The 16,741-nt window shown below is 73.8% G+C and carries 11 protein-coding genes; all 11 read left to right on the forward strand.

Annotated elements, in window-relative coordinates:
* Positions 1-46 precede the first annotated feature (46 nt).
* The 11 genes from ABCQ75_RS00720 (at position 47) to gatA (ending at position 16,740) form a co-directional block, all read left to right on the forward strand.
* The gene (locus ABCQ75_RS00720; protein WP_345882479.1) at positions 47-1,237 is read left to right on the forward strand and encodes an RDD family protein; all 1,191 of its coding nucleotides are present in this window, start codon (positions 47-49) and stop codon (positions 1,235-1,237) included.
* Positions 1,234-2,091: a PP2C family protein-serine/threonine phosphatase gene (locus ABCQ75_RS00725; RefSeq protein ID WP_345882480.1), complete on the forward strand. Its 858-nt coding sequence runs from the start codon at positions 1,234-1,236 to the stop codon at positions 2,089-2,091. Before ABCQ75_RS00720 ends, ABCQ75_RS00725 begins: the two co-directional genes overlap by 4 nt.
* A complete protein-coding gene (locus tag ABCQ75_RS00730; protein WP_345882482.1) occupies positions 2,088-3,920 on the forward strand; it encodes an FHA domain-containing protein in 1,833 nt (610 codons plus the stop codon). Before ABCQ75_RS00725 ends, ABCQ75_RS00730 begins: the two co-directional genes overlap by 4 nt.
* Positions 3,917-5,683: a serine/threonine-protein kinase gene (locus ABCQ75_RS00735; RefSeq protein WP_345882483.1), complete on the forward strand. Its 1,767-nt coding sequence runs from the start codon at positions 3,917-3,919 to the stop codon at positions 5,681-5,683. The genes ABCQ75_RS00730 and ABCQ75_RS00735 overlap by 4 nt, the downstream gene beginning before the upstream one ends.
* On the forward strand, positions 5,680-6,477 hold the full coding sequence (locus ABCQ75_RS00740) for a hypothetical protein (protein WP_345882484.1): 798 nt from the start codon (positions 5,680-5,682) through the stop codon (positions 6,475-6,477). The genes ABCQ75_RS00735 and ABCQ75_RS00740 overlap by 4 nt, the downstream gene beginning before the upstream one ends.
* On the forward strand, positions 6,477-10,961 hold the full coding sequence (locus ABCQ75_RS00745; RefSeq protein ID WP_345882485.1) for an FtsK/SpoIIIE domain-containing protein: 4,485 nt from the start codon (positions 6,477-6,479) through the stop codon (positions 10,959-10,961). The genes ABCQ75_RS00740 and ABCQ75_RS00745 overlap by 1 nt, the downstream gene beginning before the upstream one ends.
* Before the next feature lie 15 nt (positions 10,962-10,976).
* Positions 10,977-13,340, forward strand: coding sequence for an NAD-dependent DNA ligase LigA (gene ligA / locus ABCQ75_RS00750; protein ID WP_345882486.1), 2,364 nt, complete (start codon positions 10,977-10,979; stop codon positions 13,338-13,340).
* Positions 13,337-14,203 carry an inositol monophosphatase family protein gene (locus tag ABCQ75_RS00755; protein ID WP_345882487.1) on the forward strand — a complete coding sequence of 289 codons (867 nt, stop codon included), beginning with the start codon at positions 13,337-13,339 and terminating at the stop codon, positions 14,201-14,203. Before ligA ends, ABCQ75_RS00755 begins: the two co-directional genes overlap by 4 nt.
* The gene (locus ABCQ75_RS00760) at positions 14,196-14,720 is read left to right on the forward strand and encodes a GNAT family N-acetyltransferase (protein ID WP_345882488.1); all 525 of its coding nucleotides are present in this window, start codon (positions 14,196-14,198) and stop codon (positions 14,718-14,720) included. Before ABCQ75_RS00755 ends, ABCQ75_RS00760 begins: the two co-directional genes overlap by 8 nt.
* A 133-nt stretch (positions 14,721-14,853) precedes the next feature.
* Entirely contained in the window at positions 14,854-15,150 is a 297-nt protein-coding gene (gene gatC / locus ABCQ75_RS00765) for an Asp-tRNA(Asn)/Glu-tRNA(Gln) amidotransferase subunit GatC (protein WP_345882489.1), read from the forward strand.
* A 3-nt stretch (positions 15,151-15,153) separates the two neighbouring features.
* The gene (gatA, locus tag ABCQ75_RS00770; protein WP_345882490.1) at positions 15,154-16,740 is read left to right on the forward strand and encodes an Asp-tRNA(Asn)/Glu-tRNA(Gln) amidotransferase subunit GatA; all 1,587 of its coding nucleotides are present in this window, start codon (positions 15,154-15,156) and stop codon (positions 16,738-16,740) included.
* The last annotated feature ends 1 nt before the right edge of the window (position 16,741 follow it).

Raw genomic sequence — 16,741 nt, forward strand, 5'->3', positions numbered from 1 at the left:
GGATGCGGCGCACCCGCGCTGCGTCGAGCACGGGGAATGGTGGCTGATGGTTAATCTCGAGCTGGTCAATGCATCGACGGGTCGGAGGGCGGGTGCGAAGCTCATCGACCTCGCCCTCCTCTGGGTGCTCCAGGGCATCCCCTTCGCGCTCGCATCCAGCGCCGCGCTCGGCCTCTCGGGCAGCCGGTACCCCACAACGGACGACCAGCGCGCGCTGTTCGCCGCCGCCGTCTGGCTCACGGTGGGGTCCGTTCTCGGGCTCGCGCTCTGGATCTTCTCCTGGGCGTGGGAGGCCACCACGGGGAAGACGCCGGGCCAGGCCATGCTCGGGATCCGCACGAGCGGACCCGACGGGCTGGCCCCCGGGTGGGGCAGGGTGTTCGTGAGGAACCTCGTCTTCGGGCTCGTGTGCCTCATCCCGGTCGCCGGGACCGTGCTCGCGCTCGTCTCGAACGCCTTCGACGCCAACGGAAAGCGCCAGGGCTGGCATGACAAGGCCGCGAAGACGTTCGTGTTCGACGTCCGCCTCGGCCGCAACCCGCTCACGAGCGGCGGCATCAACGGGCCCGCCTCGTTCGCGCCGCGGATCGAGCTTCCGCCGGTCCAGCAGGTCGTCTCGCCGGTGGCCGCCGCCTCCGCGGGCCCCGCGCCCGTCATCCCGTCGCCGCCCGCCGCGCCGTCGCCGACTCCTGTGCCTGGGCCGGCCACCGCGCCTGCTCCGGCAGAGTCCATCTCCGCGCCTCCCGCTGCGCCTGCCCATGCTGCGCCTGCCCAGGCTGCTGTACCTGCGGCCGCGACCGCGCCCGTCGCCATCACCCCGCACCCCGACGATGACGTCGCAGCCACGCGTGTCTCCTCCCGGGCAAGGGGACTGCTGGGCCGGGAGGGCGCCGTCTCCGGGATCGACACGGTCCTCAGCTTCAGCGACGGGCGCTCGGTGGCGCTGCGTGGTCCCGTGCTCGTGGGCCGCAACCCGGCCGCCTACGAGGACGAGACCGTCCAGGAGCTGGTCGTCGTGGAGGACCCGGCCAAGAGCGTGTCCAAGACGCATCTCGCCGTCTGGGGCGAGAACGGCCGCGTGTGGGTCCAGGACCGCAAGTCGACCAACGGGACGCGCCTCGTCCGGTCGGACGGCTCGGCGATCGCGGCACCGGCCGGCACACCCGTCGAGGTCGACGCGGGGGACGTCGTCCACTTCGGAGACCACTTCTTCTCGATCGGCAGGTCGCGCGCATGAGCGATGAGGCCGGCGACCCCCGACTGTCCCTCGCGGTCGGCTTCGCCACCGACAGGGGCCTGCGCCGGGAGATCAACGAGGACGCCTTCCTCGCGGCGGACCCCGTCTTCATGGTCGCGGACGGCATGGGAGGGCACGAGGCCGGAGAGCTCGCGAGCCAGCTGTGCGTCGCCACGCTGCGTGAGGCTCCCGCGCTCAGGCCGGGCACGCACAGCGCGACCGCGCAGGACATCCAGCGGACGATCGAGCTCGCCGACCAGCGGATCCGGGACGCCGTGGGCTCCCGGGCCGGCACCACCCTGAGCGGCGCCGTGCTCATCGAGATCTCCGCGGTCCCGTACTGGCTCGTGGCGAACGTGGGGGACTCGAGGACGTACCGGCTCGCGCGCGCCGGAGGCCTCGAGCAGATCAGCGTGGACCATTCGGAAGTGCGCGAGCTCCTGGACGCCGGCCGGATCACCCCGGAGGAGGCGCTCGTGCACCCCCGCCGCCATGTGGTCACGAGGGCGCTCGGCACCGGTGAGGACGCCGAAGCCGACTTCTGGCTGCTCCCCGTCCAGGACGGGGACCGGCTGCTCGTCTGCTCGGACGGCCTCACGTCCGAGATCTGCGACGGCGAGATCCAGGCGATCCTCAGGGGCCACGGGCACCCGCAGGACGCCGCGGAGGCGCTCGTCGACGCCGCGATCCGCGCCGGCGGCAGGGACAACATCACCGTAATCGTCGTGGACGTCCACGACGAGGCCGACGAGCTCGGGCTCCCCGAGACCGCCCCCCGCCTGCGCTCCGACGAGGACACCCTGGACCGCGCGGGCACCACAGAGCCCACGGACGAGCGGGAGGCGGGCCGATGACGGTCGAGCCACTGGAAGGCGGGCCCCTGCGGGAAGCGCCGATGACGACATGCGACTACCGCCCCGGGAAGGGGTGGCTCCTCGTGGCCCGCGGGCCGCTCACCGTCCTCCTCCCTGCGGACGCGGGGGCGCCGCTCGCAGGCCGCCTCTGGGAGATCCTGGGCAGCGGGACCGACCTGTACGGGGTCCTCGACGCCCTCACGGCCGAGTTCGGCTTCGCGCGCCTGCCGGCGTTCGGGATCGCCGAGCGTGCCGATCGGCTGCGGCTCCTCGTGCGAGGTGGCGTCACGGCGGCGGTCACGACGCCGGCCGGCACCGAGTCGCTCAGCGGCGCCGAGGTCGGCACGTGGCTCGAGCGGGGGTTCGCGGACTGGTCCTCGCTCGAGATCACGGGCGCTGCGAGCAGCGAGCCCGCGCTTCCCCTCGCTGCGGGGGCCGTGGCGGCCGCGTCGATGACAGTCTCCGCAGCCCGTGGAGGGACTGAGGCCCGCTACGGGGCCTCCGCGCCCGAGAAGGCCGCTGGGCCCGAGAAGGCGGCAGGGCCCGAGAAGGCGGCAGGGCCCGAGAAGGCGGCAGGGCCCGAGACGCGGGACGCTGTGCCCGAGGCGACGGCTGTGCCTGAGGCGACGGCTGTGCCTGAGGCGACGGCTGTGCCTGAGGCGACGGCTGTGCCTGAGGCGACGATCCTGCCGGATGACGAGACTCTGTCGGCCGGCGCTGCGGTGCCCGTTGGCGCGGTGCCCGTGGGCGAGGCGCCCGCTGGCGCAGGTACTGCTGGACCCGAGGCCCCGGGCGGCGCTCGAGGGTCCGACGGGCCCGTGGATGCGGCGACGGCGGATGACCACGCGACCAGCACGTCGTCGTACGACCTCCTGTGGGGGAACACGGTGGTGCGTTCCGTGGAGGACGCGGCAGTCCGGACCGAAGAGGTCCCCGACGAGGGCGAGGCCGAGACAGCGGCCGACGGGCGGGCGGCCGACGGGCGGACCACCGACGGGCGGGCGGCCGACGAGCAGACGACCGAGGAGCACGTGCGGGCGGAGCAGGCGACGCTCGAGGAGGCACCGGTGGAGCAGCCGGGCTCGTGGACGCCGCCGAGCCTGCTCATCGAGTCCGTGCCGCAGGCGCAGGACGAACAGGGCGGCGAGCGGCGGTCCATCACGTCGGAGCTCTTCGGGGACCACGACGGGGAGACGGTCCTCCGCAGCGACCTCGCGGACATCGGAGCGGATACGCCGGAAGCTGGAGGAGGCGCCGGAGCGGCCGCCCCGGGTGGGACAGGCTCTGCAGCGGCCCCGGGGACGGACCGGGACGAGCGAGGGCAGAGCCCGGTGGGCGCATCGGCCCCGATGCCCAGCGCTGGCGACGACGGCCCACGCGTGCTGGGCCGCGTGTGCCCGCGCGGCCACGCGAACCCGCCGTCGGCTGCCCAGTGCAGCGCGTGCGGGGAGCCAGTGACGGGCGAGGCGCGCGAGGTGCCGCGCCCCGCGCTGGGACGGGTGAGGCTCCCGGGAGGCGAGGCGATCGAGCTGACCCAGCCGCTCGTCGTCGGCCGCCAGCCGTCCGTGTCCCGCGTGGCGAGCGGGGGCATGCCGCGCCTCGTGACGGTCGCGAGCCCCTCGGGGGACATCTCCCGCAACCACCTCGAGGTGCGCCTCGAAGGCTGGCACGTCATGGTCCGCGACCTCAAGGCCACCAACGGCACGGTCGTGGAGAGGGCCGGGCAGTCGCCGCGGCGGCTCGCGCAGGGCGAGATGATGATCGTGCTCGACGGCGACGTGGCCGACCTCGGCGACGGCGTCACCCTCCGCTTCGAGGCGGTGCCGTGAGCTCGAAGCGCCCTCCCGCCCCACCGCCCGAGCTCCCGGGCTTCCGGTACCTGAGCCTGCTCGGCTCCGGCGGGTTCTCGGACGTGTTCCTCTACGAGCAGGACCGGCCGCGCCGCAAGGTCGCGGTCAAGGTCCTCGTCTCGGACCTGCGCACCGAGAGCGCCAGGCGCCAGTTCGAGTCCGAGGCCAACCTCATGGCCCAGCTCTCCTCCCACCCGTACATCGTCACGATCTACGAGGCGCGCACGACCGCGGACGGGCACTCCTACCTCGCGATGGAGTACTGCTCGCGGCCCAGCCTGGACATCCGGTACCGGCGCGAGCGGCTGAGGGTGGACGAGGTCCTCGCGATCGGGGTCCAGGTGGCCTCCGCGGTGGAGACCGCGCACCGGGCGGGGATCGCGCACCGGGACATCAAGCCCGCTAACATCCTCGTCACGGACTACAACCGGCCCGCGCTGACGGACTTCGGGATCTCCGGGACCGTGGAGGGCAGCGGGGACACGGACCTCGGGCTGTCCATCCCGTGGTCCCCGCCCGAGTCGTTCCGCGGCGGGGCGGCGGACGGCGTGCGGCTGGACGTGTGGGCGCTCGGTGCCACCCTGTACACCCTCCTCGCGGGGCGCTCGCCGTTCGTGGTGACGGGCGGGGACAACTCCCAGCGTGCCCTCATCCAGCGCATCCACTCCTCGCCCGTGCCCCCGATCGGCCGGGCAGACGTCCCCACGTCCCTCGAGCTCGTCCTCGCCACGGCGATGGCGAAGTCCCCGGCCGGGCGCTACTCCTCGGCGCACACGCTAGCGCTCGCGCTGCAGAGGATCCAGAGCGAGCTGAGCCTGTCCGTCACCCCCTTCGAGGTGCTGGAGGAGGCCGCGGACGACGACGACCCGGACGCGGGATTCGAGGCGACGCGCGTGCGCGGGGTCGTCTCGATCGACGCCCAGGGCCCGGCGCCCCAGTCTGGGGGCGGGCCCAGGACAGGGGACCGGCGCCAGCCAGGGGCCGGGAACCCGCCAGGAGCCGCGAACCCGCCAGGGGCCGCGAACCCGCCAGGGACTGGGCACCACGCGGGGCCCGGGGGCCAGACGGGGCCCGTCACCCGTCCCGTGCCTCCGCCGGACGACCCGACGGTCGCCCGGCCGGAGCCGGCCGCCGGTTCGCCGGACGAGACGGTGCTCCGCGGCGCCGCGGCCGGCGTCGGAGGCGACGCGACGGTCCTGCGCGGGCATGGTCTGGCCGGCGACGCGACGGTGCTGCGCGGGCAGCCTCCGGGTGGGCATTCCCCGGGAGACGCTGCCGGGGACGCGCCCGAGGAGGCCGGGGCGCGGGAGGCCCGCGGCCGGCGTCGTGCGCTCATCGCGACGGTCGCGGCGGGCGCCGTGCTCGCTGCCGCTGTCATCGCGGGCGCGATCGTGGCCCCGGGCCTCGCCGACCGGCCCGCCCCGGACGCGCCGACCCACAGCGCCCCGCCGGTCGATGCCGCGGACACCGGCGCCGTACCGGACGTCGAGGCGCTCAAGGCGGCGGACGCGGGAGCATCCGTGGCCTTCACGTGGAAGAACCCGGACCCCGAGCCGGGCGACTCCTACCTCGTCTCCGTCCTGCGGCTGACCGGCCAGGAGCCGCCGCGCACCGTGGCCGGCACGAGCGCCACGGTTCCCAAGGAGCCCTCGGGGCCCACGTGCGTGCGGGTCGTGGTCAGGCGCAGCGACGGCTCCGTCGGCGCCATGGACGAGACCGCGCCGAAGGCGTGCCTCCCATGACGCGCGGGGACATGGACCATGGGACGCCGAGGACGGGCGCACCGGGAACGGGCGCACCGGGAACCGGGGCCGCGCGGGCCGGGGACCTCGTCGTCGACTTCTGCGGCGAACTGTACAGACCGCGTCCGGAGGCGGTGTTCGGGATAGGGCGCGAGGGCGACCTCGAGATCGACGACAACCCGTACCTGCACCGGCGCTTCCTCGAGATCACCCACACCGAGGGGATCTGGTGGCTGGCCAACGTCGGCTCGCTGCTGTCCGCGACCGTCGCGGACGTGACCGGCGGCCTCCAGGCGTGGGTGGTGCCGGGGGCGCGGATCCCGCTCGTGTTCGGGCACACGAACGTCGTGTTCACGGCCGGGTCCACGACCTACGAGTTCGCCGTCCGCGTCCGCACGCCCGCGTTCCTCCAGCGCGCCTCGGGGCCGGACCCCGAGGATGCGGCGGGGGACACGACGATCGGGCCCATCACGTTCACGGAGTCCCAGAAGGCGCTCATCGTGGCGCTCGCGGAACCGCTCCTGCGCCGCGACGGGACGGGCCTGAGCTCCATCCCCACCTCCGCCGCGGCGGCGAAGCGGCTCGGATGGGCGCTGACCAAGTTCAACCGCAAGCTGGACAACGTGTGCGACAAGCTCGACCGCGTCGGGGTGGCGGGGCTGCGCGCCGGCGGCGGACGGCTCGCCACGAACCGGCGGGCGCGGCTCGTCGAGCACGCCGTGAGCTCGCACCTCGTGACCGCCGAGGACCTCGCCCTGCTCGACGCCCAGACGCCCGCAACGGAAGGAGACTGATGCGGATCAGGCTCACCCTCAGACGCGATCCCGCACCGGCCGCAGACCTCGCGGTCACCGTGGACGGGCTCGCGACCGTCGGCGACATGGCCCGGGAGCTCTGCCTCGCGGACCCGGCCCGGGCGGGCGCGGGCGCGGGCGCGGCGGACCTCGAGGGCCTCACCCTGAGGATCGAGGAGTCCGTCCTGGCCGGCGGCATGACCGGACGCGTCCTGGACCCCGCGGAGAACCTGCTCGAGTCCGGCCTGAGGCAGGGCTCCACCGTCTCGATCTCGCGGGTCGACCCCCGCGCGGGCAGCACGGGCACTCCGAGGATCGACCGCGGCCCGGCCGCCGCGACCCTCCGCGTGGTCTCCGGGCCGGATGCGGGGGCCGAGTTCTCGCTCCCGGTCGGCGCGAGTGTCCTGGGCCGCGGCGCAGGCGTTGACGTGTCCCTCACGGATCCCCTCGTGTCCAAGCGGCATGCCCGCATCACGGTGGGGGAGACCATCGAGATCGTGGACCTGAACTCGTCCAACGGGCTGGTCATGGACGGCCACACGGTCTCGCGCGCAGCGCTGGCCTCGTCGGACACCGTCACGGTCGGGGACACGGTCCTCTCGGCCGTGGCCCTCGGGCACGGCGCGGGCCGGGGCCAGACGTCCCCGCTCGTGCCGTTCAACCGCTCACCGCGCGTCGTGCCCAGGTTCGCACTGCAGGAGCGCGAGCTGCCCGAGGGGCCGCAGCGGCCCCGGATGCAGCCGTTCCCGCTCGTCATGCTCCTCGTGCCCATCGCGATGGGGGCGGTGCTGTTCGCCGTCCTGCAGAACGCGCTCTCCATCATCTTCATGGCCATGATGCCGCTCTTCGCGGTGGGCATGTGGCTCGAGTACCGACGGCAGGCCAAGAAGGAGCTGCGCGAGGAGACAGCCCTCTTCGAGGAGCGGCTCGCGGAGGCCGCCCGCCAGATCACCGGACTGCAGACCCTTGAGAGGGCCGTCCGGCTCCAGGAGGCGCCGTCCGTGGCGGAGACGGTGGACTCCGTCTACCGGCTCGGGCCGCTGCTGTGGACCCATGCCCCCGAGCACCGGGAGTTCCTCACGGTGCGCCTCGGCCTTGGAACCGCCCCGAGCAGGGTCAGGATCGTCGCACCGCCTCAGAACCAGACGCTGCCCGAGTTCACCCGCCGCCTGCACGAGGCGGTCGAGCGCTTCTCGGACCTCGAGGCCGTTCCCATCACGGCGAGCCTGCGCCAGGGCGGCGGGCTCGGAGTCGCCGGCCCGCGCGGGCTCGTCGAGGACATCGCCCGCGGGATCGTGCTGCAGATCGCCGGCCTCCACTCGCCCGCCGAGGTGGCGATCGCCGGTCTCGCCTCGCACGCGTCCAAGGAGCGCTGGGACTGGCTCCAGTGGCTCCCGCATGTCGGCTCGCCGCACTCGCCGCTCGCCGGGGACCACCTCGCCGCCGGCTCCGCGGCCGGCACCCTCCTGCTCACACGGCTCGAGGAGCTCCTCGCCGTCCGCCTCCGGGAAGCGGACGGCGCGCCCCGCGGACGCCGCGGCCCCCTCGCAGGAGATCACGAGGGGATGGACGAGCCCACCGTGCCGAGCGTCGTCGTCGTCATCGAGGACGATGCCCCCGTGGACCGGGGCCGGCTCACGCGCCTGGCCGAGCTCGGCCCCGACGCCGGCATCCACGTGGTGTGGGTCGCCGCGAGCGCCGAGCAGCTCCCGCAGTGCTGCCGCGACTTCATTGTGGTCGACGCCGGGCACGGCGCCACGAGCGGGCATGTCCGGCTCGGCCGCCACACGCACCCCGTGAGCTGCGAGAGCGTGGACGAGGCACTCGCCGTCCAGCTCGGCCGCATGCTCACCCCCATCGTGGACGTGGGCAAGCCGGTCGACGACGACTCCGACCTCCCGCGGTCCGTGAGCTACGTGACGCTCGCCGGGGCGGAGATCGCCGACGACCCGGGAGCGGTCGCGGAACGCTGGCAGCAGTCCAACTCCGTGCGCGCCACCGCAGTGGCCCAGCCCAAGGCCAAGGGCACGCTGCGTGCGCTCGTCGGCTCCAAGGGCGTGGAGCCGTTCTTCCTCGACCTCAAGAACGAGGGCCCGCACGCGCTCGTGGGCGGCACCACGGGCGCGGGCAAGTCCGAGTTCCTGCAGTCGTGGGTGCTCGGCATGGCCAGCGCGTACAGCCCGGACCGGGTGACCTTCCTCTTCGTGGACTACAAGGGCGGCGCGGCCTTCGCAGAGTGCGTCGACCTCCCGCACACGGTGGGGCTCGTGACGGACCTCTCGCCTCACCTCGTGCGCCGGGCGCTCACGTCCCTGCGCGCCGAGCTGCACTACCGCGAGCACCTGTTCAACCGGAAGAAGGCCAAGGACCTCCTCGCCATGGAGCGCGCCGCGGACCCGGAGACGCCCCCGTACCTCGTGATCGTCGTCGACGAGTTCGCCGCCCTCGCCGCCGAGGTGCCGGAGTTCGTGGACGGGGTGGTGGACGTGGCCGCGCGCGGCCGCTCGCTCGGGCTGCACCTCATCCTCGCCACCCAGCGCCCCGCGGGCGTGATCAAGGACAGCCTGAGGGCCAACACGAACCTGCGCATCGCGCTGCGCATGGCGGACGAGGCGGACTCCGAGGACATCCTCGGGGAGAAGACCGCCGCATCCTTCGACCCGGGCATCCCCGGCCGCGGCGCGGCCAAAACGGGGCCGGGGCGGATCCAGGGCTTCCAGACCGGGTACGCCTCCGGATGGACCACGGAGGAGCCCGCGGAACCCCGCATCGACATCGTGGAGATGGACTTCGGCTCGGGCCAGGCCTGGGAGCGGCCGGCCGCGGACGCCCTGGGCGCGGACCCTGGGGCCGGGGCGCGGACCGAGGGCCCGAACGACATCGCCCGCATGGTCGCCGCGATCTCGTCCGCGGCGGACCGCACGGGCATCTCCCTGCCCCGCAAGCCTTGGCTCGCCGAGCTCGCGCACACGTACGACCTCGCGCGGCTGCCCAACCCTCGCACGGACGAGAGGCTCCTGCTCGGCGTGGTGGACGACCCCGCCCGCCAGAGCCAGCCCACGTTCTCGTACGAGCCCGACCGGGACGGCAACCTCGCCCTGTACGGCACGGGCGGCTCCGGCAAGTCCGCCGCGCTGCGCACCGTCGCGGTGGCCGCGGCGGTCACGGTGCGCGGCGGCCCGGTCCAGGTCTACGGGATCGACGCGGGCTCGCGCGGCCTGCACATGCTCGAGGGCCTGCCGCACGTCGGCGCCGTCATCGACGCGGACGACACCGAGCGGGTCGGGCGGCTCATGCGCCGCCTCGGCGCACTCGTCGACGAGCGCTCCGAGCGCTACGCCGCGGCCCGCGCAGGCAGCGTGGGCGAGTACCGGCGCCTCGCTGGCGCCCCCGACGAGGCGCGCATCATCGTCCTCATCGACGGCATGGGCGCCTTCCGCGAGCTCTACGAGTACTCCTCGGACAGCGCCGTGTTCGACCTCCTCACGCAGCTCGCCTCGGACGGCCGGGCCGTGGGCGTCCACCTCGTCATGACCGGGGACCGCACCACGTCCATCCCCGCATCGATCGCGTCCTCGGTGCAGAAGCGGATCGTCCTGCGCATGACCGGGGAGGACGACTACATGATGTTCGGCGAGCCCAAGGACGTCGTGACCCCGCAGTCGCCGCCCGGGCGCGGCGTCGTCGGGGGCCTCGAGGTGCAGCTCGCGATCCTCGGCGGCAACGCGAACGTCGCCCTCCAGGCGCGCGAGATCGGGCGGCTCGCCGCTGCCATGCGGCGTCAGGGCGTGCCCGAGGCGCCGGGCGTGCAGAACCTGCCGGACGTCGTCCTCGGCGCTGAGCTGCCCGCGGACGGCGGGCGCGTGCCCCTCGGGATCGAGGACGCGAGCCTCGAGCCGCTGTGGGTGGACCCCTCAGGTGCGTTCCTCCTCGCGGGGGCGCCGGGCTCCGGGCGCACGACGGCGCTCGTCGCCCTCGCGGCAGGGCTGCGGCGGGTGCGGCCCGGGGTGCGGCGTGTGTACGTCGGGGCGAGGAAGTCCGCGATCGCGTCGCTTCCCCTGTGGGACGCCTCCTATACGGGAGAGGACGCCGTGGCGCAGGCCGCCGAGGAGCTCCAGCTCGACGTGGGGACCCGCGAGTTCGCGCTCTTCGCCGAGGGGATCGCCGACTTCGACTCGACCCTGGCCGAGAGCGCCCTCACGGGGCTCGTGACGGCGATGGACCGCGAGGGACTGTGGGTGGTGGGGGAGGCCGAGACCTCCGCGTGGAGCTCCGCGTGGAGCCTCTCGCAGCCCTTCAAGAACGGCCGGCGGGGCCTGCTGCTCAACCCCGGCGAGCATGACGGCGACTCGCTCCTGAACACCTCCCTGGGCCGCATCCGCAGCCCGCAGTACGTGCCCGGTCGCGGCTACTACGTGGCGCGCGGGCGGGCCTCGAAGGTGCAGACGGCGTTCGAGGACCTCGCAGGGCTGGCGCGGGGGTAGGGCAAGATAGTTCCCGTGAGCCCTGAACCCGCGCAGCCTGAGACCGAGACCACGAGCCAGCCCGACGCCGTCGTGCCCTCTGCCTCCCTCCGCGAGGAGTACGAGGCGCTCGCCGACGAGGTGCGCCGCCACCGCGCCCTGTACTACAACCAGGACGCGCCGGAGATCTCGGACGCCGAGTTCGACGAGCTCTTCCGCCGCCTCGAGGAGTTCGAGGCCCTGCACCCGGAGCTCGTCTCGAACGACTCGCCCACGCAGGAGGTGGGCGGCGCGGCGACCTCGGCGTTCGCGCCGGTCGAGCACCTCGCGCGCATGTACAGCCTCGAGGACGTCTTCTCGGTCGATGAGCTCGAGGCGTGGGTGCGCCGCGCCGAGGCCAGCGTCGCCGCGCTCGGCCTGCCCGCGGCGAAGTGGCTCACGGAGCTCAAGATCGACGGCCTCGCCGTCAACCTGCTCTACCGCGACGGCGAGCTGGTCCGGGCCGCGACCCGCGGCGACGGCCGCACGGGCGAGGACGTGACGCACAACGTGCGCACCATCAAGGACATCCCGCAGCGGCTCGCCGGCACCGGCCACCCCGCCGAGGTGGAGATCCGCGGCGAGGTGTACATCCCCACGAAGGCATTCAACGAGTTCAACGACGCGCTCATCGCCGAGGGCAGGGCGCCGCTGGCCAACCCGCGCAACGCCGCCGCGGGCTCGCTGCGGCAGAAGGACCCCGCGGAGACGGCGAAGCGGCCGCTGAGCATGTTCGTCCACGGCATCGGCGCGCGCGACGGCCTCCCGGCCGCGAGCCAGGCCGAGGCCTACGCGCTGCTGACGTCCTGGGGCCTGCCCACGAGCCCCTACGCCGAGGTGCTGGGCTCCTACGAGGAGGTCCTGGCCTTCATCGAGCAGTACGGGGCGAAGCGGCACAGCCTCATCCACGAGATCGACGGGATCGTGGTCAAGGTCGACGACTTCGCCACCCAGCGCGCGCTCGGGCACACCTCCCGCGTCCCGCGCTGGGCGGTCGCGTTCAAGTACCCGCCCGAGGAGGTCCACACGAAGCTCCTCGACATCCGCGTCAACGTGGGCCGCACGGGCCGCGTGACCCCGTACGGCGTCATGGACCCGGTCAAGGTGGCCGGCTCGACCGTGGAGATGGCCACGCTGCACAACCAGGACGTGGTCAAGGCCAAGGGCGTCAAGATCGGCGACATCGTCGTGCTGCGCAAGGCCGGGGACGTCATCCCGGAGATCGTGGGGCCGGTGCTCGCGCTGCGGGAGAAGCAGGACCCGCCGGTGCGGGACTTCGTGATGCCCACCGAGTGCCCCTCGTGCGGGACCACGCTGGCCCCCTCGAAGGAGGGCGAGGTGGACATCCGCTGCCCCAACGCCCGCTCGTGCCCCTCGCAGCTGCGCGAGCGCGTGTTCCACCTCGCCGGGCGTGGCGCGTTCGACATCGAGGCGCTGGGCTGGGAGGCCGCGATCGCGCTCACCCAGCCGGCCGCGCCCGAGGTCCCTCCGCTGACCGACGAGGCCGGCATCTTCGACCTCGCCCCGGAGGACCTGCGCGAGGTCATGATCCGCCGGGAGAAGCGCTCCAAGGGCGTGGCCACGGGGGAGTGGGAGCTCGTCCCGTACTTCTGGACCAAGCCCACGGCCAAGACCCCCTCGAAGCCCAGCGCGAACACCGAGAAGCTGTTCCGCGAGCTAGAGAAGGCCAAGTCCCAGCCGCTGTGGCGCGTGCTCGTGGCCCTCTCGATCCGGCACGTCGGCCCCACCGCCTCGCGCGCCCTCGCGACGCGGTACGGCTCGATGGACGCGCTCCGGGCGGTCCTCGCGGCGCCCGACGCGCGCGAGCAGCTCTCCGACGTGGACGGCGTGGGCCCGATCATCGCTGACGCGCTCATCGAGTGGTTCGCCGAGGACTGGCACACCGCGATCGTGGACCGCTGGAAGGCGGCAGGCGTCGTCATGGCGGACGCGCACGACGAGAACGTGCCCCGCACGCTCGAGGGGCTCACCGTGGTCGTGACCGGCACGCTCGAGGGCTTCTCGCGGGACGAGGCCAAGGAGGCCATCATCGTCCGCGGCGGCAAGGCCTCCGGGAGCGTCTCGAAGAAGACCGACTACGTGGTGGCAGGCGAGAGCGCCGGCTCGAAGCTGGACAAGGCCGAACAGCTCGGCGTCCGCGTCCTCGACGAGGACGGCTTCCGCGCGCTCCTCGCGGAGGGGCCTGCGGGCGTGGGAGGTGCGGCCGGCGTGGGCTATTCCGTGCCCGAGGGCGCCGCTTCCAGCGGGGAGGCCGCTTCCACCGGGGAGGCCGCCGCGGATACTGCAGCCGACGAGGACGAGATCGCGGCCGCCATCGGCGAGGCCGAGGAGGACGCATGAGCATGGGCCCGCAGCACTCCGACGGCCCCCTGGACGCCCTCCTCGCGACGGCCCGCCGCGCCGCGGCGGCGGGGGCGGCCGTCCTCGCGGCCCGCGACCCGGGGATGCTCGCCGCCGAGGACGCCGGCCAGGAGACCAAGAGCTCCGGGAGCGACTGGGTCACGGCGTTCGACCTCGCCGCAGAGAAGGCCGTCCGCCGGGTCCTCGCCGAGGAGCGCCCGCATGACACGGTGACGGGCGAGGAGCAGGGCACCACCCGCACCGAGCGCCCGAGCGGCTTCCGCTGGTCGATCGACCCCCTCGACGGGACGACGAACTTCATCCGGGACATCGTCTACTACGGCACGAGCGTGGCCGTGGCCGATTCCGACGGCAGGTGGCTGGCCGGCGTCGTGCATGCGCCCGCCCTGGGCCGTGAGTACTGGGCGGTGCGCGGAGGCGGCGCATGGCGCAGCGACCGGGGCGGGCAGCCCCGGCGGCTCGAGGGGCCGGTGCCGGGGCGCGACGCGGAGGGCTCGGCGCTCCTCGCCACAGGCTTCAGCTACGACCCGGCCGTGCGGGCCGAACAGGCGGAGGCCATGGCCGCCCTCATGGACGGCTTCGGGGACATGCGCCGGCTCGGCTCGGCCGCCCTGGACCTGTGCCTCGTGGCGGACGGAACGCATGACGCCTACGGCGAGCGGGGCCTCAACGAGCACGACTTCGCCGCCGGTGCCCTCATCGCCGAGGAGGCCGGGTGCTGGGTGCGCCGGCCCGCGCTCACGAGCACGCTCGAGGGCGGCCCGTCCGACGACGAGCGCCTCGCCGCGTGGACGTGCGCGGGCGGGATCGAGTTCTCCGGGAGGTTCCCTGCCGGTGGCTGAGCGGAACGCCCCGGAGGGGACGCGCGGGCCCGCGGTGCGCGAGGCGGCGCCGGCGGACTACCCCGAGATCGCCCGGATCACGCGGGACGCCTACCTCGGCGCTGGCTACTTCGAGGGCCCCGAGCACCCCTACATGGTCCAGATCGAGGACGTCGCGTACCGGGCGGCCCGGGGCACCGTCCTCGTCGCGGAGCGGGCGGGGCGCATCGTCGGCTCGGTGACCGTGATGGCCCACGGCGACGGGTTCGACCAGGTCGCGCGCGAGGGCGAGTTCGAGTTCCGCCTGCTCGTCGTCGATCCCGGCGTGCAGCGCACGGGGGCCGCCACAGCCCTCGTGGACGACGTCGAGGCGCGGGCCAGGCGCGCGGGCGCGTCCGCCGTCGTGCTCACCACCGGGCCGGACTGGGACGCCGCCCACGCGCTGTACGCGCGGCTCGGGTACAGGCGCGCCCCCGAGCTGGACTGGCCGGTGCCGGGCGCGGACATCATGCTGCAGGTCTACCGCAAGGCCCTCTGAGCCAGGAATCCTGCACACGCCGGCCTCCTCCGGACGGAACGGCTGGTGCGGGAGCCGCGGCAGCGCGCCGTCGTCCGCGCGCCGCGACTAGACTGGACGGCGAACCTTCTGCACCCACTTCACAGGGAGATCCATGGCTGAGATCACTCGCGACGACGTTGCGCACCTCGCGCAGCTCGCGCGGATCGAGATGAGCGAGGCGGAACTCGACAAGATGGCGGGCGAACTGGCCCACATCGTCGACGCCGTCAAGAGCGTGAGCGAGGCCGCTGGCCCCGACGTCCCGGCCACGAGCCACCCGATCCCGCTGAGCAACGTCTTCCGCGAGGACGTGGTCGGTCACGTCCTGACCCCCGCCGAGGCGCTCTCCGGCGCCCCCGACTCGGACGAGGACCGCTTCAGGGTCCCGGCCATCCTGGACGAGGAGTAAGCCATGACCGAGAAGAACCTCAACGAGCTGATCACGTCCAGCGCCTCCGTCCTCGCCGAGCGTCTCGCCGCGAAGGAGGTCTCCTCCGAGGAGGTCACCCGCGCGCACCTCGACCGCATCGCCGAGGTCGACGGCGGGGAGCGCGGCGTCCACGCCTTCCTGCACGTCAACACCGAGGAGGCGCTCGCCGTCGCCCGCGAGGTGGACTCGATCCGCGCCGCCGGCGGGGACGACGCCCCCGCCCTCCACCCGCTCGCGGGCGTCCCGATCGCGATCAAGGACCTCATCGTCACGGTCGGCCAGCCCACGACGGCCGGCTCGCGCATCCTCGAGGGGTGGCACAGCCCCTACGACGCGACCGTGATCAAGAAGATCCGCGCCGCGAAGCTGCCGATCCTCGGAAAGACCAACCTCGACGAGTTCGCGATGGGCTCCTCGACCGAGCACTCGGCCTTCGGCCCCACCCGCAACCCGTGGGACCTCGACCGGATTCCCGGCGGCTCCGGCGGCGGCTCCGCAGCTGCGGTCGCGGCGTTCGAGGCTCCGCTCGCGCTCGGCACCGACACGGGCGGCTCGATCCGCCAGCCCGGCGCCGTGACCGGCACGGTCGGCGTCAAGCCCACCTACGGGGCCGTGTCCCGCTACGGCGCGATCGCCATGGCCTCGTCGCTGGACCAGATCGGCCCCGTGTCCCGCACGGTGCTCGACTCGGCCCTGCTCCAGGAGCTCGTCGGCGGGCACGACCCCTTCGACTCGACCTCGCTGGCCGACCCGTTCGACACGCTCGTGGCCGCCGCGAAGTCCGGCGCCGGGAGCGGTCTCGAGGGGCTGCGCATCGGCGTCGTCCAGGAGCTCGGGGGCGAGGGCTACCAGGCCGGCGTCGAGAACCGGTTCCACGAGGCACTCGAGCTCCTCAAGGGCGCGGGTGCGCAGATCGTCGAGGTCTCGTGCCCCAACTTCAAGTACGCCCTGGGGGCCTACTACCTCATCATGCCGAGCGAGGTCTCGAGCAACCTCGCGAAGTTCGACGGCGTCCGGTACGGCCTGCGGGTTCTGCCGCAGGACGGCCCGATGACGATCGAGCGCGTCATGGCCGCGACCCGCGCCGCCGGGTTCGGCGACGAGGCCAAGCGCCGCATCATCCTCGGCACCTACGCCCTCTCGGCCGGCTACTACGACGCCTACTACGGCTCGGCCCAGAAGGTCCGCACGCTCATCCAGCGCGACTTCGACGCCGCGTTCGCCCAGGCCGACGTGCTCATCTCCCCGACGGCGCCCACCACGGCGTTCCGCCTCGGCGAGAAGCTCGACGACCCGCTCGCGATGTACCTCAACGACGTCGCGACGATTCCCGCCAACCTGGCCGGCGTCCCGGGCCTGTCCCTGCCGGGCGGCCTGGCCGACGAGGACGGCCTGCCCGTGGGCATCCAGCTCCTCGCCCCGGCTCGCGAGGACGCCCGCCTCTACCGCGTCGGCGCCGCGCTCGAGTCGCTGCTCGAGGCGCAGTGGGGCGGCCCGCTGCTCGCGAAGGCCCCGTCATTGACGGCTGCCACTGCTGCGACGGCCGCGACGACCGAAGGAGTGAAGTAGA

Origin of the sequence: Sinomonas halotolerans, assembly GCF_039615075.1 — a bacterium.
GTDB lineage: Bacteria > Actinomycetota > Actinomycetes > Actinomycetales > Micrococcaceae > Sinomonas > Sinomonas halotolerans.

What these genes read in the sequence shown, in the direction of transcription:
- gatA (WP_345882490.1), top strand. Translation starts at nt 15,154, where the DNA reads ATGACCGAGAAGAACCTCAACGAGCTGATCACGTCCAGCGCCTCCGTC.
- ABCQ75_RS00725 (WP_345882480.1), top strand. Translation starts at nt 1,234, where the DNA reads ATGAGCGATGAGGCCGGCGACCCCCGACTGTCCCTCGCGGTCGGCTTC.
- ABCQ75_RS00745 (WP_345882485.1), top strand. Translation starts at nt 6,477, where the DNA reads ATGCGGATCAGGCTCACCCTCAGACGCGATCCCGCACCGGCCGCAGAC.
- gatC (WP_345882489.1), top strand. Translation starts at nt 14,854, where the DNA reads ATGGCTGAGATCACTCGCGACGACGTTGCGCACCTCGCGCAGCTCGCG.
- ABCQ75_RS00740 (WP_345882484.1), top strand. Translation starts at nt 5,680, where the DNA reads ATGACGCGCGGGGACATGGACCATGGGACGCCGAGGACGGGCGCACCG.
- ABCQ75_RS00730 (WP_345882482.1), top strand. Translation starts at nt 2,088, where the DNA reads ATGACGGTCGAGCCACTGGAAGGCGGGCCCCTGCGGGAAGCGCCGATG.
- ABCQ75_RS00720 (WP_345882479.1), top strand. Translation starts at nt 47, where the DNA reads ATGGTTAATCTCGAGCTGGTCAATGCATCGACGGGTCGGAGGGCGGGT.
- ABCQ75_RS00755 (WP_345882487.1), top strand. Translation starts at nt 13,337, where the DNA reads ATGAGCATGGGCCCGCAGCACTCCGACGGCCCCCTGGACGCCCTCCTC.